Annotated in this window: 14 protein-coding genes and 1 tRNA gene; 6 read left to right on the forward strand and 9 right to left on the reverse strand. The window is 46.8% G+C overall.

The features are described 5' to 3' along the window. Window positions 1-9: 9 nt before the first annotated feature. The 3 genes from CLC91_RS08235 to CLC91_RS08245 all read right to left on the reverse strand — a co-directional run bounded on the left by CLC91_RS08235 (window position 10) and on the right by CLC91_RS08245 (window position 8,169). On the reverse strand, window positions 10-5,454 hold the full coding sequence (locus CLC91_RS08235; RefSeq protein WP_158220715.1) for a transporter substrate-binding domain-containing protein: 5,445 nt from the start codon (window positions 5,452-5,454) through the stop codon (window positions 10-12). Between the two features lie 111 nt (window positions 5,455-5,565). Next, entirely contained in the window at window positions 5,566-6,777 is a 1,212-nt protein-coding gene (locus CLC91_RS08240) for an amidohydrolase family protein (RefSeq protein ID WP_095498452.1), read from the reverse strand. A 9-nt stretch (window positions 6,778-6,786) separates the two neighbouring features. Further along, entirely contained in the window at window positions 6,787-8,169 is a 1,383-nt protein-coding gene (locus CLC91_RS08245) for an amidohydrolase (RefSeq protein ID WP_095500244.1), read from the reverse strand. Window positions 8,170-8,418: 249 nt separating this feature from the next. On the opposite strand from CLC91_RS08245, the gene CLC91_RS08250 reads away from it, so the two are divergent. Next, a complete protein-coding gene (locus CLC91_RS08250) occupies window positions 8,419-8,832 on the forward strand; it encodes a hypothetical protein (protein WP_095498454.1) in 414 nt (137 codons plus the stop codon). Between the two features lie 363 nt (window positions 8,833-9,195). On the opposite strand, the gene CLC91_RS08255 is transcribed toward CLC91_RS08250, so the two are convergent. Then, the gene (locus CLC91_RS08255; RefSeq protein ID WP_095498455.1) at window positions 9,196-12,369 is read right to left on the reverse strand and encodes a TonB-dependent receptor; all 3,174 of its coding nucleotides are present in this window, start codon (window positions 12,367-12,369) and stop codon (window positions 9,196-9,198) included. 470 nt (window positions 12,370-12,839) lie between these two features. On the opposite strand from CLC91_RS08255, the gene CLC91_RS08260 reads away from it, so the two are divergent. Continuing rightward, entirely contained in the window at window positions 12,840-13,631 is a 792-nt protein-coding gene (locus CLC91_RS08260; protein WP_095498456.1) for a S1/P1 nuclease, read from the forward strand. A gap of 4 nt (window positions 13,632-13,635) precedes the next feature. Here CLC91_RS08260 and nagX read toward each other — a convergent pair whose 3' ends face one another. The 4 genes from nagX to nagK are packed head-to-tail and all read right to left on the reverse strand — an operon-like array spanning window position 13,636 to window position 17,793. Continuing rightward, window positions 13,636-14,760: a transmembrane glucosamine N-acetyltransferase NagX gene (gene nagX, locus CLC91_RS08265; protein WP_095498457.1), complete on the reverse strand. Its 1,125-nt coding sequence runs from the start codon at window positions 14,758-14,760 to the stop codon at window positions 13,636-13,638. Beyond that, window positions 14,747-15,877 (reverse strand): N-acetylglucosamine-6-phosphate deacetylase, encoded by a 1,131-nt coding sequence (nagA, locus tag CLC91_RS08270; RefSeq protein ID WP_095498458.1) that lies wholly within the window; start codon window positions 15,875-15,877, stop codon window positions 14,747-14,749. Before nagA ends, nagX begins: the two co-directional genes overlap by 14 nt. A gap of 1 nt (window position 15,878) precedes the next feature. Continuing rightward, complete coding sequence (gene nagB-II / locus CLC91_RS08275; RefSeq protein ID WP_095498459.1) at window positions 15,879-16,874, reverse strand: glucosamine-6-phosphate deaminase NagB-II; 996 nt, start codon at window positions 16,872-16,874, stop codon at window positions 15,879-15,881. 22 nt (window positions 16,875-16,896) lie between these two features. Continuing rightward, window positions 16,897-17,793, reverse strand: a complete 897-nt coding sequence (gene nagK, locus CLC91_RS08280; RefSeq protein ID WP_095498460.1) for an N-acetylglucosamine kinase — start codon at window positions 17,791-17,793, stop codon at window positions 16,897-16,899. Between the two features lie 250 nt (window positions 17,794-18,043). On the opposite strand from nagK, the gene CLC91_RS08285 reads away from it, so the two are divergent. Continuing rightward, window positions 18,044-19,051 carry a DUF2860 family protein gene (locus CLC91_RS08285; RefSeq protein WP_095498461.1) on the forward strand — a complete coding sequence of 336 codons (1,008 nt, stop codon included), beginning with the start codon at window positions 18,044-18,046 and terminating at the stop codon, window positions 19,049-19,051. Between the two features lie 33 nt (window positions 19,052-19,084). Here CLC91_RS08285 and CLC91_RS08290 read toward each other — a convergent pair whose 3' ends face one another. Beyond that, window positions 19,085-19,816, reverse strand: a complete 732-nt coding sequence (locus CLC91_RS08290; RefSeq protein ID WP_095498462.1) for a SapC family protein — start codon at window positions 19,814-19,816, stop codon at window positions 19,085-19,087. A 161-nt stretch (window positions 19,817-19,977) separates the two neighbouring features. Here CLC91_RS08290 and CLC91_RS08295 point away from each other — a divergent pair, with 161 nt between their 5' ends. The 3 genes from CLC91_RS08295 (at window position 19,978) to pncB (ending at window position 22,579) form a co-directional block, all read left to right on the forward strand. After that, on the forward strand, window positions 19,978-20,985 hold the full coding sequence (locus tag CLC91_RS08295) for a LacI family DNA-binding transcriptional regulator (RefSeq protein WP_095498463.1): 1,008 nt from the start codon (window positions 19,978-19,980) through the stop codon (window positions 20,983-20,985). Between the two features lie 135 nt (window positions 20,986-21,120). Further along, window positions 21,121-21,196, forward strand: a tRNA-Phe gene (locus CLC91_RS08300). Window positions 21,197-21,343: 147 nt separating this feature from the next. After that, window positions 21,344-22,579, forward strand: a complete 1,236-nt coding sequence (pncB, locus tag CLC91_RS08305; protein WP_158220716.1) for a nicotinate phosphoribosyltransferase — start codon at window positions 21,344-21,346, stop codon at window positions 22,577-22,579. Window positions 22,580-22,589 lie beyond the last annotated feature (10 nt).

The following is a 22,589-nucleotide window of genomic DNA, read 5'->3' on the forward strand; positions in this document are numbered from 1 at the left end:
ACCGCTTCATCAAGCGTTATAGTGAGCTAGCCAGCTTTCAAGCTGTTCCTGAGCTTGTTCGAAATCAAACTCTTGAACGGCTTCAGCAATGGCTTGCGCGCACTGATGCGCTGCCTCATCTAATGGTAAGGCCATAATAGCCTGAATCAGCTCCACACTTTGGCTGTCATAATCCTCTAGCAGGCCCTCTAGCTGTAACAGCATACCGAACACCTGTGCCTCATTGGCATTATTCTTCGAGGCATTGATTTGCGTATCGCGGGCGCTGCTGTCTACCTGTAGTGGCTTCAGAGCGTGATGCAGTGCTTGTAACGATTCACCAAATGAATGCCAATGCTGTGGTGATGATGGCATAGGCTCAGACTTTAGCTCAGCCTCTAAGGCACGACTGTGTTGCGCCAGTCGCTCGGCGCCTAAATTACCCGCTACACCGCTTATGGTATGCACAAGCCTAACCGCCAATTCTTGGTCAGCATTCACAATAGCTTGCTGGATTTCGTTTAAATTATTGGGGTAGTCGTTTGCAAACTTAGCCAAAAGTTTTAAATACAAGGCCTCACTGCCACCGCACGTAGAAAGCCCAGCTTCGCTGTTTAACTCTTCAATATTTGATAAATCCGTTGGCGACACATCTAAGCTTTCGTTGCTGTTGTCTGCCTCTTTAGAGGTTACCGATGACTTTGCTATAGCCTCGCCACTGCTTGTTTCTCGACGCTTTATCCAGCGCGCCATGGTTTTAAACATTTCTCGAGTATCAATGGGCTTAGGAATGTAATCGTTCATTCCAACCGACAGCACTTTATCGCTGTCACCCGCCATGGCATTTGCCGTCATGGCAATGACGGGTAAGTCATCCCATTTTGGATTTTGTCGTATCCGTTTGGTTGCTTCGTAACCGTCCATAACCGGCATTTGACAGTCCATTAAGACCCCATCAAATTCGGCTTTTTCGAGCCATTGCAAGGCTTCTTCACCATTGCCGGCAACCTCGCTTGTCATGCCGTTTAAGTGCAGCAGCTCCAAGGCTAACTCTTGGTTGATGGCATTGTCTTCAACCAGCAACACGTGGGCCCCTTTCAGTTGCTCAAGGTCGTCTTCGTGCAGTTGTTTGCGATCACTGACGCCACTGTCTCGAGTAATTTCGAGATTTAGGGCTCGCATAATCGACTCAAGCAATGCCGATGGGGTCGCCGGTTTTACTAAAAACCCTTTAATGTCGACTTGCTCGGCAGCGGCGATGGCTTCTTCTCGACCATAAGCGGTCACCATGATCAAAGTAGGAATGTTAGCCAAATCCAGCTGAGTCAATATCGAACGACTCGCTTCGACACCATCCATACCAGGCATTTTCCAATCCATCATGACCAATTGATAAGGGTCCTGTTCGTCGGCTTTAGCAATGGTACCGATTGCATCGGCACCACTGCGCACCTGATCGACCCTGAAGCCTAATGACGTCAGCATGTTAGAAAAGATCTCCCGAGCACTGGCGTTATCATCCACCACTAACACACGAACTTTCTCCGGCGATATTTGCCCTAGACGTCGTTCGCGTTGCTCACCTTCCTGCTTGGTTAACTTAACCGAGAAATGGAAAGTAGAGCCAATGCCCACTTGACTCTCAACCCAAATCTTACCGCCCATTAAGGTGGTTAGGTTTTTAGAAATGCTTAATCCAAGACCGGTACCGCCGTAGAAGCGTGTAGTCGAGGTATCCGCTTGCTGAAACGGTTTAAAGAGCCCCAGCACTTGCTCGCTGGTCATCCCAATGCCAGTATCGCTGACTGAGAAATTTAATTGAATGGCGTTACTGTCATCTTCGAGCTCGGTAAAACTTGCTTTAACGATCACTTCGCCTCGTTCGGTAAACTTAACGGCATTATTGCCCAAGTTGGTAAGGATTTGTCCAAGTCTGAGTGGATCGCCTATTAACGAAGTCGGGATGTCGGTTGGCATATCGAACATGAGTTCTAAGCCTTTTTCTTCCGCTTTCATGCCCACTAAATTAGCTAAGTTATCCAACACGTCCTCTAATCGAAACGGTACTTGCTCAATGCTAAGCTTACCGGCTTCAATTTTGGAGAAGTCTAATATGTCATTAATGATCCCCAATAAAGTTTCCGCAGAGCGGTGAGACTTCTCGATATAGTTGCGCTGCTTCGCGTTCAGCTCTGTCTGCAAAGCAAGGTGTGACATACCAATAACGGCATTAATTGGGGTTCGAATTTCATGACTCATATTGGCCAAGAAATCGCTTTTCGCCTGAGTGGCCGCTTCCGCTTTCTCTTTAGCCAATTTCAATTCATTTTGAAACCGCCTAATCTCGGCACGAGGGCCAGTGACATCTTGCAGAAACGCTAAGATTTGCCCATTAGGAAGCGTTGAGATGCGGAACTGACATTCTTTGCTTGCGCCGGTTTTGGTGGTAATTCGATAAATCGACTCACGGTTTACAAAGCCATCTTCAACGTCCAAACGCCAACTTTCTCGCACAAACTGACGGTATTCAGGATCGGGGAACATTACATCAAAAAATCGATAAGCATTGCCAATTTCATCCGGCTTATAACCTGTGATTTCAGACCACATTTTGTTGGCGTATAAATAAGTTAACGACTCGTCATTGCCCACCAACAATACACCGCCAGGGGCATTCTCTAGCTGACTGCGCATTTGATTTTCACTAGCTGCTAAGGCGTCTTCAGCCGCTTTGCGTTCGGTAATATCTCTAACCGATGCGGCAACCAATCGCTCATTACCCGAGTCAATAGGAGCAAGCTTAATATCAACCGGGATCTTAACGCCCTGCTTAGTCAGACAAAACAAATCGGCACCACGCCCCATAGGGCGTACCGAAGAATCTTTGAAGAACCCATCTCTCAAGCCAATGTGGCGATTACGAATGGTTTCAGGAATTAGGCATTCCACCGGCTGCCCCAGTAGTTCCTGTCTGGGGTAGCCAAACAGTTGTTCGGCCTGACTGTTCACTAATTCTATGCTACCCCGAGTATTAACAATCACCATGGCGTCTGGTGCCGACTCCAGTAAAGCTTGAAAACGTTCTTCTTGAGCTTTCCTAAAAATAATTTCTTTAGCCTGACGACGGTTCCAAACGGCGAAACCGATAAACAACACCACCAAGGGGCCCACGATCCATGCAAACAAGGATAAATTTAAACTCTTATCGACATTAACGCTTACCGAGCTTTGATAAATTCGAGTTCGCTGCGATTCGGTCATGCTATTGAGTACTTTATTGATAATACTCACCAGCACTGCATTTTGATTCTTCACTTGAAACGCAATGTTTATCGTATCGGGCAGCGTTCCAGAAATTTTAAGCTGTTCAAATCCACCAGCCGACAAGGTATAGGCTGCAACGGGAAGCAAGTCGATGTAGACATAGGCTTTGTGTTGAATGACCGCTTTTAAGCCTTCCGTCTCATTAGGTACTTCGAGAAAGTTTAGATGCGGGTAATTACTGCGCAATAACACCAACGCCGACGAGTCGTCAGAAACCGCAATCACCTCATCATCCAAACGATTCAGCGAGTCGATATAACTCACATCGGGGCGGGTAACGACCGCCAATTGGGCCGACATCAAAGGCTCTGAGAATACCGAGTCGTTACGTTCAAGCTCATAGGAACTGGTGGGCAACGCCATGACTTCATCACGAGCGAAGGCATCGAGCACCTGCCCCCAGTCGTCGTATTTGATGTATTCGAAATTCAAGCCGGTACTTTGGCTAATATAATCCAAATAGCTGCCGGCAATCCCTTTAAGCTTGTCGTCTTCAAAAATGCTTATCGGCGGCCAGTCTTCTTCACTAAAAGTCACCACTGGATTACTGTTTATCCAGGCTCTTTCCTCATCGTTAAGCACCACTGGCTTGCGTTCATCAGAGTCTGAAATAAGCCGAATGACTAACCATTTGTGTTCAATATCCCGTCGAGCCTGTTGCGAAATGCCCGCTAACATATTGTCCAAAATAGTCACCAATTCCGGATTATTCTTATTCACCGCAAACGCAAGATTGTAGGCGTATTGGGTTTCAAAGTTCATTTTCAGGTTAATGAGTGCCTGACGATTTACCGTTTCCGTGGCTACCTGCACGTTACCGATAAAACCATCCACCTCGCCTCGAGACAAGGCCAATAGAGCTTCATCCACATTGGTGTAGGTCTTAACCGCGATTTCGGGATGGTCCTCTCGAATCAGTTCATCCTGCATATACCCCGTCAAGACGGCGATGTTGCGCATTTTATATTGCGCAAGCGAGGCCATATCAGGAGCATCAATGCGAGTGAATACCGCTATCGGAATGGAGATATAACTGCGTGTAAACAGAAACTTCTTTTTTCGTTCAGGGGTAGGTGTCAAACCGGCAATGACGTCAATCTCACCGGTTGTCAGTGCATTTTCAACTTCCGACCAAGGCAAATCGATGGCAGGAACAAAGTCTTTTTGAAGTCGCTTTTCAATGATGTGTACATAATCCGCAACAATACCGCGATAGGTGCCGTCTTCATCGAAGAACTCAAACGGATACCACGTAGGATCAACCCCCAGCTTTAAATTACCATAGCTGTCGATAAGGGCCTGCTCCTCGTCATTGAGAGTCACGTTATCAATGCCACCGTCGGCGATTTGCAAGTCGCCTCGAGCGGCATTAGTCCAGGTTTGCTCAATGCGGCTTCGTTGCGCTTGGTTAATACTGGCAAAGGCCTTATTGATTATACTGGCCAGAATGGGGTTATCCTTTGACACGGCGAAATGGACCCGCTCCATTTCCATTAACGGATCCGAAGTAATGCGCAGGTTAATAAGGCGCAATCGATCCGCTTCCCACAAGGTAACCACTTGTGAGCCTAAATAGACGTCCGCTTCTTCTCGTGATAATGAACGCAGCGCTTTGGCGGTATTGGGTTTTACCGTGACATTATCAGCCACATAGTTGCTGGCCGCTACACCGTTAATTACTTCGTTGGCAGCTAGCAGTAATCGCTTGCTGACTAACTCTGCTTGTGAGCGCACTGGCATGGCATTGCGCAAGGTAACAATGGCGTAAGGCCCAATAAAATAAGGTTCGCTTAGAAAGAATTCCTGTTCGTGAGCCGCGGACCAGCTGAGGCTCATGAGCATATCGATGTCGCCGACCTTAGCCGCGTTGTAGGTTTCTTCAAATAAGGGATGGGTGACAACATTGAATTCAATGCCGGTAGCGTCTTCAATCAGGTCCAGATAACCGGCGGCAATCCCGCGCTGAATTCCTAATGAATCTTGAAAATCGATGGGCGCCCAGTTGGCATGCGCGCCAATAGTGACTTGTGGATTCTCTGCAAGCCATACTCGCTCTTCTGGAGTTAACGCAAGTTGCGTATTCGTCTCGCAAAACGCTAACGAGGAAAACAAACTGCTCATAAGCAGCAATACTACTAACCAGTTACGCACGCATAGAATCCTTTTTATTAGATGCATGACGCCCAATATAACAATAAAACACCCCAAAACCGAATCGATTTTGGGGTGTTTTAATGTCTTATTTAGCGTTATTTCATAAGCTTATTTTGAATAAGCTGCAGGCATGTTTTTTTTGTGCTGATAACGCTTGCGCAGTTGGTCTTGTCGGCTTTCTAGAGACACCTTATCGCCATTAATCCAAAGACCGTTTAAGCCACTGCTATAATCAAAGGGGTCGGCACTCCAAAGGGCTAAATCCGCTCGCTTCCCCACAGCTATTTCGCCGGCATTAATACCAAATATCTGCGCCGGCGTTGCCGTTACGGCTTTTAACGCCTGAGCGTGCTCTACCCCATTGGCCACTGAATTACCGGCTAGATAGCGTAAGCGTTTTAAGTTGTGCGCAGAAACCCCGGTGTAACCCACTTCAACCCCTGCTTGCATAAGCCTTGATGCGTTGTTGAGGCTGGCGGACAAGGTATCGAAACTGGTGGGCAGATTGCTCATCGGATCCATAAGCACAGGCACCTCGGCTTGAGCGATTTGCTGCTTAACCTTCACCGCTTCAACTGCGCCGACTAACACTAGGTTAAGCTTTGGATGCGATTGAGTCAGCTTAAGTACTTGAATGATGTCCGCTGCTCGGTTGACTTCAACCAGCAGAGGCAGACGTCCATTAACCAACTCATAAGCCACTTTAGTCTCATCATCCGCTTCGTCAAGATTAGCACTTGCGCCATCGGCTAAGGTCGAAGTTAAGGTCTTAAGGGCACTGGCTCGAGAGCTGTCTTCCATGGCGCCAATAGCCGCTAGCACGCCAATATTCGTATGAGTGACGCTATTATCAAATTGCCCAGTCAACTGAACGCTAAACAGCTGTCCTTGAAATACACTGTCGTGCCCTGAAGGTCGAACAATACTGGTGGTAATGCCCCCTTGACGAGCATATCCGAGTAACGCTGACTTAGGGTTATAGGCGGTATACGGTGCGAAACCAATGCCCGTTTCCTTCTGCCTATCATCGCGTGTCTCTGGCACCATGCCCACCTCTGACAGCCCCAGCGCATTAAGCGGCGCAATCAGACCCGGCGTTAAAATCATGCCTTTACCACTCACCCGCTCATCAACCTTAAGCTGTGCAGGATTGATGGCGCTAATCATGCCATCGGTAACCACAACCGTGGCGTTTTCCATAGCCGGTTGCTGACCATTTGCGGCGATAGTTACCTCAGTAATCGCAAAGGTCTTGGCTAACACCGTTGAGCTCATTAAAGACAGAGCTAGGGCCACTGAATTTATAGTCATTGCTTTCATGATATGTCCCTATTCTCGTCCTAGTAAAAAGTCGCTGTTGGCTTGGTAGGCGTTATCGTTGCGGTCGTATACTTTTGCCCCGTCAACAAACACTTGTTGCGCTTGGGCATAGACGCTGAAGGGGTTTTGATTCCAAAGCACCACGTCGGCGGCTTTATTCACTTCCAGAGAGCCGGTTTGCTTACTAATTCCTAGCGAAATGGCAGCATTACTGGTAATCCATTTAATGGCGTGTTCCGGTGAAATGTTGAAGCCATTGCGATTGCCATTGGCCATGATCTTTGCCGCTTCTTGGTTAAGGCGTTGAATGGTGTCACCAGAGTCGGAATGAACAATGGCACAGGAGTTTTTAACCGCATCGACAATGGCAACGTTTTCATCGATGCCATCAAGCGCTTCCATTTTAAAGCCCCACCAGTCTGGCCACATGGCTGCACAGTTTCGATTTTCAGCTAACAAGTCGGCAATTTTGTATGCTTCAACAGCATGATGGAAGGTACCGGAGTGGTAACCAAACTCTTTGCCTAAATCAATCATCATTGCCATCTCTTCAGCTTTGTAACAATGGTTATGGATTAAAATATCCCCTTCCAAAGCCCCTTTTAGAGTATCCAGCTGAATATTACGTTGCGGTGCAGTCGGATTGAGCCCTGCAGAGTAGTCCGCTTCGTACTTATCCCAGTCCCGCTTGTATTCAACCGCTAAGCTCCATGCCTCACGATAGCCCGCCATATTGCCCATACGAGTTTGTGGTGCTTGTTTACGAGAGCCGTACAGTCGTTTTGGGTTTTCTCCACAGGCCATTTTTAGACCGTAAGGCGCATCTGGAAACTTCATACCTTGCATGGTAGTCGAGGGTACATTTTTTAAAGTAACACCGCGCCCGCCAATCAGATTGGCCGAGCCGGGTAGAATTTGCAGAGTGGTTACCCCACCCGCCCGAGCGGTATTAAATCCTGGATCTACAGGCCATACACTGTGCTCGGCCCAAACCTCAGCTGTAATCGGATGACTCATTTCATTACCATCAGCGTGTACTTTTACACTCGGCGACGGATAAACACCTAAATGACTGTGTACATCAATAATCCCTGGCGTAATCCACTGCCCTTTTGCGTCAACTTCAATGGCATCTTGAGCCTCAAACTCAGTGCCTATAGCGAGAATTTTTCCATCCGAAATGAGCAAATTGGCGTTATCTAAGCGATTACCTAAGCCATCGAGAATGGTGGCATTCTTAAATAAGATTCTCTGTTGTGGCAAAGCTTGATAAGTGCTTGGATATGGGTTTGGATTAATTTGTACTTTTTCAGCTTGATTGACTTTGGGCTGACAGCCTAGCACGGCCGCACAAATTCCAACCGCAACGGTGGATAGCAACAGGCGTTTCATATAGCTTCCCTACTGTAATGGCAAGATATTATTATTAAATGTTAGCTTCAGGTTAACAAAGGCAAGGTCTCTGCCTCAATAGACTTTTCCATTAGAGACGTAAACAAATGTAAATGGGTTATTGCCGTCCTATCTTGTTCACTCACGAACAACTGTGTTTCATATTGCTGTTTTGGGCACTGACCGCATTGAATTTCCGCTGTCGAATCGGCATAGTGCGCGCAACATTCATTCACTCATGGGCTCGTTATGCGCAAACTCGACTTAGATTTTATCTTCAACGGCACAGTAGACGAGCCCCATGAAACGAGTTTGTCAGATGATGCTGAGTTTTGTGAGTTTCTTGAAGAAACACTGTGTAAGCAGCGCGAAATAGCCGTAGATGTGGTGATGACTCGCTTGAAGCGATCCAATGCCAACGTTATAAAGTTGGCGGAGAATGTTCATATAAATGCTTCTCCTGCGCTGATTCGTCAGTATTTGCAAAGTCAGTTCGAGGGTTTGCTCATAGGTCCCAAAGGTAAACTGAGAGCCGAGCAAGCGTGGCGGGCTCTGGGTAATTATCAAAACGAACAATTGCTGAATCAAAAGTGTGACAATCTTGCTGTTCACATTAAAACGGCCTTTAACAATATCATCAATTGCCAAGTCGCCTGTCACTAGAGCTTACCCACATCACTTATTTAGAAAAGCCTAAAAAAGCGCATAAAAATACGATCTAAATCAATATTTAGTCATGAAATTGCTTTTAGTATGGTTGTTAAGGGGTGGACAAAATATCACCACCTTGGAAATACTAGCGACCAAGGAGCATTTATGACTTTTCTAAGCAAATATTCAGAACTAATCGTTATTTTTGCCGCCATTGTTGGGCTTGCTGTCTGGACATCTCTTGCCTAAACCAACGGGTCAGTCATGATAGCCGCTTAAACCCAGGTCGATCCTGGGTTTTTTATGCATAAAATTTCTTAAATACAAAAAAAACGCTCAAGCAAAGCTTGAGCGTTTTATGGACACTAGGTCAATTTAGAATACGTAGCGTACGCCAACTTTAAGCTGCCAAGCAGACTTGTTGATGTCGTAAGTATTCCAAGTTTGGGTTTCAAGGCTGTCTTGACCAAACGGAACTGAGTAGGTGTACACACCAGTGTTTGGATCATAGTCATGGTCAACCAATACGCGGCTGTTGAATGACTGATAACGAACTTTACCCCAGTTATCGTTTACTAGGTTAAGAACGTTCTTAACGTCGAAGTAAACAACACCTTTGTGCTCAGCAGTGAATCCTGGTACTTCTTGAGTGAAGCGGAAGTCCAACTGGTGAATCCAAGGCTGGTTTGAGGTGCCTTTTGGAATGATTTGACCGGCGTATTTACCTAGGCCTAATTCATTTACCGCTTTCATGAAGTCTTCATAAGTTAAACCACCACCGAAGGCAACGTTTGGATCGTTTTCATCAGTCGGGATGTACGGTAGGTATGAATTAGAGTTGGCATAACCGCTTTGGTCACCCAAACCTTGGTCACGGAACGAGCCCATTACCCAAGACAATGGACGCCCTTGGCGCACATCGTAGAACAAGTTAAAGCCAGTCTTGTAACCGTCAAACATCTCAGTATCGTAGCCACCGGTTAGGGTAAAGCGGTGTGGCGTTTCGTAGTAACCTGGGCCCATAGAGGTACCGTTACGGTCATACTGTACTAGAGAGTATTGGTAGTTAGAGCGAGCGGTAGAAGAAGAGCCTTGGTTACCTTCGCTGATCTTGTTCCAAGCGTATACACCGCGGAAACGGAAGCCGTTGTCCCAGTTTTTCGCCAATGACAAGCTGATGTTTTGGCTGCGGCCATCTTCTTCAGCATTGGTCAATAGCAAGTCTGAACGGTTAGTGTTACCACCTTGACCGTTATTCGCTAATGGATCCCATGTTTCGTATACCACACGACCGGTGCCATCAACGCCCACTTCGCGGCGAGACAGGTCTATCCAACGTAAATCATTTTCACGTTCAATGTGCAGGTACTCACCAGAGAATGCCCACATATCACCTAGGAAACCAAAGTCTAACTCTGCGTCGAAGCCGATGCTTGCGCGCCAATCAGAAGACACTTTAAAGTTTGGATCAATCGCATTCACATCTCCGTCACCGCCAACTAAGCCGTCGGTTGCTTCTTGTGGAGGCATGGAAAAATCAGGCATGCCCCAAGCTGGATCCCATCCGCCTTGGTGCGTTAGCAAGGTAGAGCCGTCGTTAGAGAAACTGTTTGATACCCAAACATTTGGTGTACCGCCAGAGAAGCGACCAATACCGCCGCGCAATGACCACTCATCGTTGATGAAGTATTTAAAGCCAATACGAGGAAGGATTAAATCTTGTCCGTCTAAGGTTTCTGCGTTAGAGAAGCCATAACGGTCGACGAAGTTTTGGTTGGTAGTAGGGCTATCACCCATGGTAATGCGCTCATAGCGAATACCAAAGGTTAAATCCAAGTCCATGTTTACAGCCCACGCATCTTCTAAGAACAACGCGGTGGTTTGCATGTTGAACTTGGCACCCAACTTAGAAGGGTCGCCAGATTTATGGTTGGCGTAATCGAAGTCACGAACGATGCCTTTTTCAAAATCTTCAAGGCTTGCGAACTCCCAAGTACCCTTAGCATGACGAGCATAGAGGTTATATACATCTAGGCTGTTGTGCTGAATACCCGCGGTTAACTCATGGTCACCCATTAGGTAGTTGGCAACCGCACGAATTTCAAGATTTTGGTTATCGAGTTCGTTGGCGTGGCTGTTTTCTTCGGTACCTGCGTAGATGCTGTTACGATCCGGCAAAGAAATTTGGATAGAGCCAAGATTGTTCGCCGTTACCGGGTCACGACGTGTGGTGTTATCTTTGTAAGCCACTTTCAATTCAGTATTGAAGTTTGAACTCCAATCTGAGTACAAGTTAAATGCGTACGACTCTAGTGTCTCGGCTTTGTTACGCCAGTAGGTCGATAAATTGATTCGGTAATCGTCTTCGGTTACACCTTGAGTAATGTTACCGTCGGTTTTTTGGTAGGTTAACGAGGCACGATGATCATCAGTCACGTTCCAGTCAATTTTAGCCAAGATTTTTTCATCTTTTTCAACTGGCTTATCGTTCCAAGAACCTAAGTTATTCAAACCGTATACGTCTTTAGCGATGCGATTAAATTCATCGATTTGATCTTGGGTAATTTTAGTATCATTTGGTGCGCCTGCTCCAGCAGGGCCCCACTGAACACTTTGTGGCGAGTCAAAGTTTTCGTAAGAACCAAAGAAAAACAACTTATCTTTGATGATAGGAAGGCCAATAGAACCACCCCAGGTTGTTTCTTCAAAGTCTTGAGAGATTTGAGCGCCAGTATCTTGGTTAGTACCTTTACCTGCTAGCGAGTCACCGGTGTACTCGTAGAATACCGAGCCTTTAACTTCGTTAGTACCGGACTTAGTAACGGCGTTGATCTGAGCGCCAGAGAAACCGCCGTAGGCCGCAGAGAAAGGTGAGACGTTCAGTGCAACACTTTCAACCGCTTCAATAGAAATCGGGGAGCGTTGAGTTGGGTAACCGTTAGAGTTCAAACCGAAATCATCGTTTTGTTGAACACCGTCAACAACGAAGGTATTGAAACGTGGGTTTAAACCAGCGACAGAAAGGGAAACACCGTCTTCACCAACAACCGCAAATGGGTTTTGGCGAATAACGTCTTTAAGGTCACGGCTGATGCCCGGTGCATTGGCGATATCTTGTGCACCGAATTCACTATTACTGCCAGCACCTTGCAAAGTCATGGCGCTACCAACAACAGCAATTCGTTCAATGTTGGCACTTGCTGGCTCTAGCGTACGGTTGAAACGCAACACTTCACCTAAGTTTAGGTAAACGTTTTCAGCCATGTCATCTTGATATTCATCAGAGTCAATGACAATGGTGTATGGTCCACCTACGCGCAAACCACGCGCGTTAAACGCACCTTGCTCGTTAACTGGGATTTCAGTGACGGTACCGGTTGGACCGTGGATGATGGTAATTTTTGCGTCGGTAACTGCGGCGCCAGATGAACTAACAATTTGACCACGAATGGTCGAAGCGGTTTCGCTCGCGAACGATGGAAGTGATACACCCAGTGCAAGACAAGTCGCTAACGCGAGTTGGCTCAGGCGTTTATTTCCCTTAGTCATAATTCTCTACCCTAACAGTGAAAAGACTCTTATTTATTGGAATAATAGTTGCACTTTTGTAACCAAGGCGTGATTTTGTTAATCAAACCTAAACCCTAAGTTACGGCGCGTAGAATTTAGCAGAGGAAGTGTTACAAAACAATGACAAGAATCAATAGTTTGATCCGCCTCTAGAAACAGAAGAAGTACATTAGCCATAACTGTTATATATTTGTTATAGTGTTATCTTAACTTAATTTTTTTTACCCCAGCCAAAACAGCTCTATCCCTTTGATTTAATTCACCATTAATCAACAAAACCCTTTAAACAACACAAATAACAGTTGTAAAACATTGTCGATTCGATTACCACTTGAGCAAATCACACTTTTTGTAGCCCAATAAAAAAATGGCAAAAAGCTAGGTTTAAAATACAATTTCTCAACCAAAACCTAACAATATAAATACAATTTACCGTCATAGAGGTCGATATGAAAAAAATAACATTAGCAACCCTGGCATTGACCATTTCTGCATTTAGTAGCGGTGTGTTGGCTTGGGGACAAACCGGTCATCGCATTGTTGCGGAAATTGGAGAAAACCAATTGAACGACAAAGCTAGGGCCGCCATCGCTGAAATTGTAGGCGAACAAAAGCTAGCCATATTGTCGACCTGGCCTGACGAGATTCGCTCAGACACCAAGTATCCGCAAACATTTCCATGGCATTATGTGTCTATTAACGACGACGAATCTGTGTATGATTTTCATAACCGCAGTGATAAAGGCGATGTGTTAGAAGCGCTTTATCGCTTTGAAAAGAAGTTGCGTGATCCGAAATTATCTCAACAACAAAAATGGCAGGCACTGTCTTTTTACATTCACTTTGTTGGCGATATCCATCAACCCCTGCACGTGGGTAACCGTCACGACAGAGGCGGTAATAACGTCAAAGTAAAATGGTTCGGTGTAGACAGCAATTTGCACCGAGTTTGGGATTCACAAATGATCGATGCCTACGGCCTTAGCTACACGGAATATGTCGACTTTTTGTCAATAGTACCTAAAGATGTGCAACAGCAATGGGCGAAAAACAGCTACGAAGATTGGGCCAACGAGTCTAAAAATATGCGCGAGAAAGTCTATAAGCTTGAACAGAATCGCAAAGGCGAAGACGATTTGGGATACAAATACGGTTATTGGAATCGCCCCGATATGGAGAAACGCTTGCAGCAAGCAGGCTATCGACTCGGCGCCAAACTCAACGAAATTTTTGGTCAATAGCGAATCAGACTTTAACGAAAACTCGGTGTAAATATAGCCACCGCAAGAACAAGATTTGCAACAGCAGCACGGCACTCACGCTGGCCAGCTGCTGTTGCGCATCTGGCCACGAGGCAATCCAATGACCAATAAAACTGTTGGCTAGATACCCCCAATCCATCCAAGCTGTGAGCAAATAAATTAAGATGGCATTGGTACCAATATAGAAAAACGGTTTTGCCCAAGCGGTCACCTGCCAGCCGTCCACAATGGCATAAAACACAGCAAACAAGATGACACTCCAGCCAATAGTCATTAGGCTAAAGCTACCAGTCCACAACGTTTTGTTGATGGGAATAATGACTGAGGCTAGCCACGCAAGCGCAATCAGCGCAGCGCCGACAATCAACAACACACCCGCCTGACGAACTATGGTGTTGTTGTTCGATTGAATCCAACGCCCCAAACACACGCCTGCGAGCGCATTAATAATGGCCCCTAGGGTTGAAAAAATGCCCTCTGGGTCCAGCGGCTTATTTTGGTAGGTGATGCCTATTAAAAAATGTTGATCAAACCAGGTATTCCAACTGCCGGTTTCACTGAACAAGCCAGCGCTGTAACCGGGAACCGGAATCACGCTCTGCCAAACGCTGTAACCAATAAGCAGCAACCAAGGTAAGCGCCATTGCCATCGCACAGGACAATGCCAGACCACCATAGCAGCAACAAACCAAGCTAACCCAATACGCCCTAGCACGCTGGCAAAACGTACCTCTTCAAGACGGGTGGGTAAGCCAGTTCCCCAACCGTGGTTGTACAAAACCCCTAGCGCCAATAGCAACATCAACCGCACTACGGCCTTACGATAAATAGGTACCCGCGCGACCCAAGGTAAGTCGTTAATCGACTTAGCGCTTAACCCTAAGGTTACGCCCGAAATGAAAATAAACAGAGGAAATATTAAGTCGTAAGCTCTAAAGCCATGCCATTGGGCATGATGCATGTGGGTATTGGCAATATCAAACACGGTGAATCCAGTCAGCACAAACAGCGGCAGAAACAAGGCTTCAGCACCCATGATCCAAATCATGTCGAAACCTCGAAGCGCGTCTAACGATGCCAACCGTTTCTTAGGATTATCTGTCGCCATGAATCTGTTCTTGTCCACCTATCCAGCTACGCAGTACTGAAAAGTTATTATCTATCAGAAGCATATCCGCATCATAACCGACGCTCAAGTGCCCTTTATGGTGCAGGCCAAGAAACTGAGCGGGCACTTTTGAAGCCATTTGCAGCGCTTGAGATTCGGTGCATCCCATGTGCTTAACCGCATTGTGAACCGCTGTTGCCATGTCTAATACACAGCCGGCCAACTCTCCGGATTCAGCATTAAGCCTATCGCCGCTGCGCAGAATTTTACGACCTTGTAAGATAAAGTCTTGCTGGTTCGACCCCACAACCGACATAGCATCGGTGACGAGCATTAGCCGGTCACTGCCTTTAATTTTTAACGCTAACTCAAGAGTACGATAATCAACATGATGGCCATCAACAATGACTCCCGCCGTGACCTCATCGCTGTATAACGCCGCACCGACTAGGCCGGGTTCTCGAGACTGTAATGGCGACATGGCATTGAATAGATGGGTTGCACCGCAAGCACCGGCAGCTATCGCCGTCATTGCATCATCAAAGGTGGCATTACTGTGACCAAGACAAACGCGAACACCGGCGCTGGTTAAGGCTTGAATTTGCTCCAGTGTTACGTTTTCCGGTGCCAGGGTCACAATCACTTGCCCTAAGTCCTGGCGACAATATTGCGCCATCTCTCTGGCTCCCAAAGGACGAATCAGCTCTGCGCTATGAACCCCTTTTTTAGACACACTCAAGTGCGGCCCTTCAAAATGAACGCCTACTACGCCGGGGGTTTTTGCTTCGATTGCTAGTGCCATTGCATCTGCTGCAGCTTCAATAACTTCAATGCGATCACTGATTATGGTTGGCGTCATTGCCGTGGTACCAAAGCGTCGGTGTGCCTGAGCAATTTGAGCTATACCTGCGACATTAGGCTGGTCATTAAACAACACACCGCCTCCGCCGTTAACTTGAACGTCCACAAAGCCTGGAACAATGGTCCCCGCCACTCGCTCCACGTCGACCCCGGCAATGGCTTCAAAGCCAACAATGGAATTATCATCGATACAAATGGTGGCGTTCTCTCGCCACTGAATACCATCAAATAGCCGCTCGGCCTGAATGCATCGCATATTAAAGCGTCCTTGTTACCTTATTGAGTCCTTTAGGCGCATCCGGATTCAGTCCTCGCGCTAAAGCCACTTGTTCCACGTCTAGGTAAAATCGTTGTAGCACCAACAAGGGAGCAAGCCGAGGGTGAACTAAAGCCTCTCCTTGGTGCATATGGACTAATTGACCGCCTCGACTCCTCATCTCTTCTATTTGAGATTGGTGAGAGGCCAGGGACTCATCGCGCACCGAAACGTCTAACAATAATAATCCTTGCTCAAGCAAAGTGACTGGTCCATGCAAAAATTCAGCACTGCTAAAGGATTCCGCGTGAATACCGCACACTTCTTTAAGCTTTAAAGCTATCTCCTTGGTGATGCCATAGCCAAGCCCACGACCAAGCACCACCAGATTTCCTACGTTCTCTAACGCTTGAGCCTTTAGCTGAGCGGGTCCATCAATCGCGGTTTGAAGCGCTGCTGGTAACTGTTTTAAGCCGTCCAATAGCTCGCTGTTGTTGGTCCAACAACCCACTAATTGCGCCAACGCCGATAGCGTCGCTAAATAGCTTTTAGTGGCCGCTACCGCTTTCTCTTCGCCAGCATGCAATGGCACAAAGCAGTCCACCACTTCTCGAATGGGTGCTTGTTCATCGTTCACCAGCGCAATACACAAGGCTCCGGCCTCTTTTGCCATGGCCGCTTGAGCAATAATGTCGGGACTGCGTCCGGATTGACTGATAACAATCACTAGAGTACCGGCAAGTTTGAGTGTTTTGCCATAGACGCTGGCCACTGACGGTGCTGCGGCGAACGTGGGAACACCCGCTTCAATTTCGATTAAGTACTTACCAAAAACGCCGGCATGATCCGAAGAGCCTCGTCCAATAATCATGACACTGTGAGGATTATATTGGCGAATTTTGTCACCTAATTCAGTCATTAAAGGCTCGTTCTCAGTCAGCTGAATGTTAAGCCTTTCAGGTGTCGATAACGCCTCTTTGCGCATAATGGTGGACATGTGATCTCCCGATTCGGACAAGTTAAGATTGTTGCGATTGAGCAAATTGCAGTGCGCCCATTTCTGGGGAATGGCGTGCCTCTACTAAGCAAGCTTTTGCACTGGGGTCCAGCCACTCATAATAGCTGTCGGCTAACCCACCAATGACCGCCACTGGCAAATTTAAGCCATTTATATGATGAAGCTTTATGATGAGCTGGCTAAGGTAGTCAGCCCCTTCTTTAATGAGAGCGAGCGCTACCTCGTCGTTGGTACTGGCCGCTTCAAAAACAAATCGCGCCAGCTTGGCATACTCAGAAGACGGCTGCTTAGCTAAACACTCCACTAACGCCATATCATGAGTCACGTCAAAGTGTTGTAACAATTTTTCAGTCAAGCTGGAATAAGGTCCGGCGTCGTCTTTATGCAGTAACACGGCTTTAAAGGCCTCCATACCTAACCAGGCACCGCTGGCTTTATCACCGTATGGAAAACCATGACCACCGAGTCGAGTTGATTGTTGCTGATGAATCGCAAACCCACAGGAGCCCGTGCCACAAATAACAATAGCGCCATCGTGATTACCATGGGCCCCTAAACAGGCAATGTGCAGATCAGTGGTTAGGTGAAACTGAGCAAACGGGTGCTGCCACTGTCGCATTTTTTGTTCCATGCTTGGCAAGTTTACACCGGCAAGTCCGGCCCCGACCACGAGCTCATCTAGCGAGGTATCGGTTAACCCTGCTTTAGTCAGCGCTAACTGACAAGATTCTTGAATGGAGTTTAAGGTGCGTTGAAAACCATGCAAAGGGTTAGCAGGCCCCGCGATTGCGGTCGATAGCAGTCCCTGTTCACTGTGGTATAAAGTGGCACAGCACTTACTGCCGCCGCCATCAATGCCCACAAACAGCTTAGCTGGAAGTAATCGCAAATCAGTCATCCTTTCCCTCAAGTACTCTCACAAAAATGTTTACTATTCGTTAACAATTAAAGCTCAGTCTAACCTAAACCTACCACAAATGACAGCGTTGTCATTAATAAATTTGTACAGTAATCATTCAGTTCTTGTGTGTGCTTAAATTAAAACTGATCATTTGTTGCAATTTTGTCGTAAAGGGGACAAGAAAAAGTTAAATTTAACTGGCGTAGCTAGTACTATTCATTAATCTACTCAGGCTCAAGGAAGTACCATGTCCACATTAAAGACTACCGCAGCGTTAACCAGTTTATTCTTCGTCTGCACCTCGGCTCAGGCATCCTTTCGCCCGCTAGCGCAGGAGCCGGGTTGGCAATTCACCGTCAACGTAAATGCGGGGGTTGGTCAGTCTCAATCGCAATTTAATCCAGAAGACGACAATGCCATTACCGAAGATCTGGAGAATTCAGGTCAGCAAGTCACCAAGTTTATTGGCTTCCCCTTGTTGCGCGCTGCGTACACCCAAGAGGATATGAAGACCCAGTGGTTTCTTGGTAACAGCTTAGATAATGTTTCCCGTGGAGAATTCCAGCTAGAAGCCGGTGTGACGCATGACTTTGCCACAGGCACGCGCGCCACAGTGGCCTTGTTTCCTGATCTGCCCTTTTTTGGAAAAACCTGGTCCGATCCCTACTTGGTTGGAAAACCGAGAACAGAAACCGAACAAAAGAATTGGGGCGGACGGATAGCGCTCGACTATATTTGGGGCTCGCCAGTTAGTGTCAAATACGGCTACGCCAACAATGAAGTGAAGCTTGAGCAAAGCGGTAGCGCCCTTCCTTTAACGGAACAGCAGCGTGACATGCTCAATAGAGACGGCGATTTTCATCGCGTCGAAGTGGAAGGTTTCTTACCATTGGCAAAAGGCTTGTTTTTCCAACCCAGCGTGATCTATACCTTGGCAGATAACAAAGGCGAAGCCATGGCTTATGATGAGTGGGGTGGCCGTTTAGCGTTAACCTACTCCAAGAACAAGCATCGAATAACCACCAACGTCAGCTATTCAAGCCGCGAGTATAACGGCGACAACCCAATCTTTGAGAATAAGCGACAAGAGGACGAAAAGCTTGGCCTGTTTGCTCTTTACCTATACAGCAAGCCATTTGGCTGGGAAAAAGCCAGCATAAGCGTGATTGCCGCTTGGTCGCAAACCGATTCTAATATCGAATTTTATAAAAGTGACGTTTTGGCGGGCGCCGTGGGTTTAGCTTACCGCTTTTAACGGCGATAAACTAACCCGAAAGATGAACCGAAGCTATGCGCTTGCAGCTTCGGTTTTTTTGGCTTCAATATCAGCACGACGTTTAGCCATGCGATGAACTTGATGCAATGAGGACAGGTGAGCGTAGGCCGCAGCAAGCATGCCGCGTTTATTTAGGTCTTCTGCTTTTTTCGCCGGCAGAGCCATTAGCTTTTGCTCATCAATCATGTATAGGCCGTTAATGGTGATCTTCTCACCGTTTAATTCTAGATTTAACGACCGTTGGTCAAACAAGTCCAGATCTTGCAAGGTTTTGGTAAATGCCGCCGTGATATTGGCCATTTCAAACTGACTTTGCATTGCTGTTTTACGTTTTTCTAAGAACTCAGTAGCCTTGCCATCTTCAAATAAGGCTTCGCCTTCCTCTTCTGAGGTTAAGGTGCTGCCTTCTAGAATGGCCACTAACATTTCATCCGGATTTTGACTTGATGGCACCAAAGCCAAAGGGTGATGAGTGATGGAGGCTGGAATGTAGAGCCCTTCCCAAATTCCGTCGCCACAATACAGGTTTTCCCCTGGCTTAAGCCCTAAAATAACTACAGGCTGCAACGCTTCGCTGTCGCCACGTTTTACAAATACAATGGGGTATTCAGTTGCCGCTCGCGCAAATTCTTGTACCAAAATAGGTGCAATATGTTCTTTTTTAACGTGTGAAAATCCAGGGTTCGGCAACAACTTGAGATTAGCGTGTTTGGTTGAGGTCAACGGGACCAATTCTAAGGCCATGAATCGTACTCCATAAGTGGCATTATTTAATTATTATTGTGTGCTTTCGTAAGCGTCGTCATTGATACTATCGGCTTTTGTTGCAAAAACGCAAGGGAGTCGCAATACTGGTATTCACAAATAGCCACCTCCTCGCAACTCAAAAGGATTTATTGCTGCAAATGAAAGTCACTATTAATGACGTCGCAAAACTGGCCGGAGTCTCTATTAAGACCGTTTCTCGAGTAATTAATCAAGAAGTTGGTGTGCGACAGGCGACATTAGATAAAGTGATGGCAGCGGTGCAAGAGCTGAACTATCAACCAAACTTAGCCGCTCGAAATCTGGCCAGTTCAACGGCATTTGCCATTGGCTTTATCTATGACAACCCTAATGCGTATTACGTGATTGATATGCAAATGGGACTGCTTTCGGTTTGTCAAAAGCAAGGCTATGAATTGGTCATTCGCCCCTGTTCGTCCAGTGAAGACGATATCGTTGCACAAACCTTAAGCTGGATCCAAAAAAGCCGCTTAGCAGGGGTCGTGCTCACTCCTCCTCTATCTGAGCGCGAAGACATGATCAGCGCTTTAGACAATAAAGGCATTCACTATGTCCGCATTTTGTCCGGCTCTGGACGTCAGGCTAATTGTGTGTTTGTCGACGATAAATCGGCGGCTGAAACCATCACTAACCACCTTATAGAGCAAGGACATCAACGAATAGGATTTATTAGTGGTGGTAAGCTACACAAATCCACCTTAGAGCGTGAACAAGGCTATAAGGATGCCCTTAAGCAACATCAATTGCCCATTGACGAAACCTTGGTTTTCGATGGCGAATACAATTTCGATTCGGGTGTTCGGGGAGCCAATGAGTTGCTGAAACAAGCCAATCCTCCCACCGCAATTTTTGCCTGTAATGATGAAATTGCTGCCGGTGCACTTTTTGCGGCCCGTCTACAACAGGTAGACATTCCTAACCAATTAGCAATCGCGGGGTTTGAAGACAGCCCGTTTTCAAGACAAACCTGGCCAAAGTTAACAACGGCACACCAACCCAACCAACGAATTGCTCAGCATGCTGCAGAGTTGTTATTGGCGAGTAGGAAAGCCAAAACGGCGCCGACGCCACTTAGCTTTACCCCTGAGCTCGTCATTCGCTCGAGCTCTAATGAGACGAGCACATAGACCGTTTTACTGTGTTTTGCGCCGGATTGTTTTAAAAATCAGCAACCGGCGCTCATTTGCGATAAAAACAAAGAAAACAGTTGACCTTAGCCAATAAAACCCGTTTAATAGCGCCCGTTGTTAACGCAATGCGTTGCCCGGATAGCTCAGTCGGTAGAGCAGAGGATTGAAAATCCTCGTGTCGGTGGTTCGATTCCGCCTCCGGGCACCACCTTTAAAACCTCATCATTCGATGAGGTTTTTTTGTATCTATCGCCCAGCAACTGCCATCTAATGCTCTGAGATTATGCTGCCTCCCCCTGCATTGTTGCTACACTTGGTTATGCACCACCACCAAGTTTTAAGCGGGGGTTCCTGTATGCGTGGCCAGTTTCGTCCGGGGCGGATCGTACAGTCTTTTCTAGACACCGACCTTTATAAACTGTTTACTCACCAAGCCATCTTCGAATTGTTTAACGATACCGAAGTAACTTTGCAATTTCAGGTTCGTAGCAATGAAGATTTCAGTCCTTATGTATGCGACGTTCGCACCGAAATTGAAGCCCTGGCTGACTTACGCTTTCAACAGTCGGAAATTTGGTATTTACAGTCATTAGGACGCCAGCCCAATCGCAAACACGGCTTTTTCAAACCCGCTTTTATTGATTATTTACGTCATTACCGGCTGAACCCTTCGCTGTGTAAGGTTCGCTGCGATAATACCGGACAACTGACCATCGAAGCCCGAGGAACCTGGCTTGACGTTATCCATTACGAAGTGTTTGTATTAACCATCGTCAGTGAATTGCGTTATCGGTGCTGTGCCAAGCCCGCGGATCTCGCCCAACAAAAGCAACACATGGCTGCAAAGATTCACCACTTTCTAAAACAAGCCCAACAAATGGATTTGGATATCAGCGCGCTGAGGGTGTTTGATTTCGGTACTCGCCGTCGTATCAGCTACGCCACCCATTGGGACATGATCGATTACATTCATCGAGCATTACCCGACGGTGTGTTTGGCGGTACCTCCAATTTGCACATTGCCCGTGAAATGAATTTGCCATCCATAGGCACACAAGGCCACGAATGGTATATGGCTCATCAACAATTAGCGGTATTGCATCAGTTCCAACGAAAAGCTCTCACTCATTGGATTGAGGTTTATCGAGGAGATCCGGGCTATGCCCTTACTGACACCATAGGTATGGACGCCTTTTTCAAAGATTTTGACCGCTTTTGCGCCAAACTTTACGACGGACTGCGCCAAGACTCCGGCGACCCCTTCTTGTTTGCTCAAAAAGCCATTAACCATTACCAGTCACTGGGCATCGACCCAAGCAGTAAATGCCTATTATTTAGCGATGACCAAGATTTGGATCAGTCGCTGCTTAAGCTTTATCAAGCGTTTCATCAGCAAATAACCATCCACGCAGGCATTGGCTCAAAATTTTCTGCTGATATTCCCTGTTGTAATGTGCCATCTATCGTGATGAAATTAATCGAAACCGATGGCCATCCTGTGGCCAAATTATCCGACTCAAAAGCAAAACGCAGTTGCCCTAGCCCCGCTTTTGAGCGTATTTTAAAAGAAACTTTTAACTATCAAGACTAATCGCAAACGG

Origin of the sequence: Paraferrimonas haliotis (assembly GCF_002282895.1) — a bacterium.
In the GTDB taxonomy this organism is placed as follows: domain Bacteria; phylum Pseudomonadota; class Gammaproteobacteria; order Enterobacterales; family Shewanellaceae; genus Paraferrimonas; species Paraferrimonas haliotis.

Coding starts and splice junctions, on each gene's coding strand:
- CLC91_RS08240 (WP_095498452.1), bottom strand. CDS start 6,777: ATGAAAGCAATGACTATAAATTCAGTGGCCCTAGCTCTGTCTTTAATG.
- CLC91_RS08245 (WP_095500244.1), bottom strand. CDS start 8,169: ATGAAACGCCTGTTGCTATCCACCGTTGCGGTTGGAATTTGTGCGGCC.
- CLC91_RS08250 (WP_095498454.1), top strand. CDS start 8,419: ATGCGCAAACTCGACTTAGATTTTATCTTCAACGGCACAGTAGACGAG.
- CLC91_RS08255 (WP_095498455.1), bottom strand. CDS start 12,369: ATGACTAAGGGAAATAAACGCCTGAGCCAACTCGCGTTAGCGACTTGT.
- CLC91_RS08260 (WP_095498456.1), top strand. CDS start 12,840: ATGAAAAAAATAACATTAGCAACCCTGGCATTGACCATTTCTGCATTT.
- nagX (WP_095498457.1), bottom strand. CDS start 14,760: ATGGCGACAGATAATCCTAAGAAACGGTTGGCATCGTTAGACGCGCTT.
- nagA (WP_095498458.1), bottom strand. CDS start 15,877: ATGCGATGCATTCAGGCCGAGCGGCTATTTGATGGTATTCAGTGGCGA.
- nagB-II (WP_095498459.1), bottom strand. CDS start 16,874: ATGTCCACCATTATGCGCAAAGAGGCGTTATCGACACCTGAAAGGCTT.
- nagK (WP_095498460.1), bottom strand. CDS start 17,793: ATGACTGATTTGCGATTACTTCCAGCTAAGCTGTTTGTGGGCATTGAT.
- CLC91_RS08285 (WP_095498461.1), top strand. CDS start 18,044: ATGTCCACATTAAAGACTACCGCAGCGTTAACCAGTTTATTCTTCGTC.
- CLC91_RS08290 (WP_095498462.1), bottom strand. CDS start 19,816: ATGGCCTTAGAATTGGTCCCGTTGACCTCAACCAAACACGCTAATCTC.
- CLC91_RS08295 (WP_095498463.1), top strand. CDS start 19,978: ATGAAAGTCACTATTAATGACGTCGCAAAACTGGCCGGAGTCTCTATT.
- pncB (WP_158220716.1), top strand. CDS start 21,344: ATGCGTGGCCAGTTTCGTCCGGGGCGGATCGTACAGTCTTTTCTAGAC.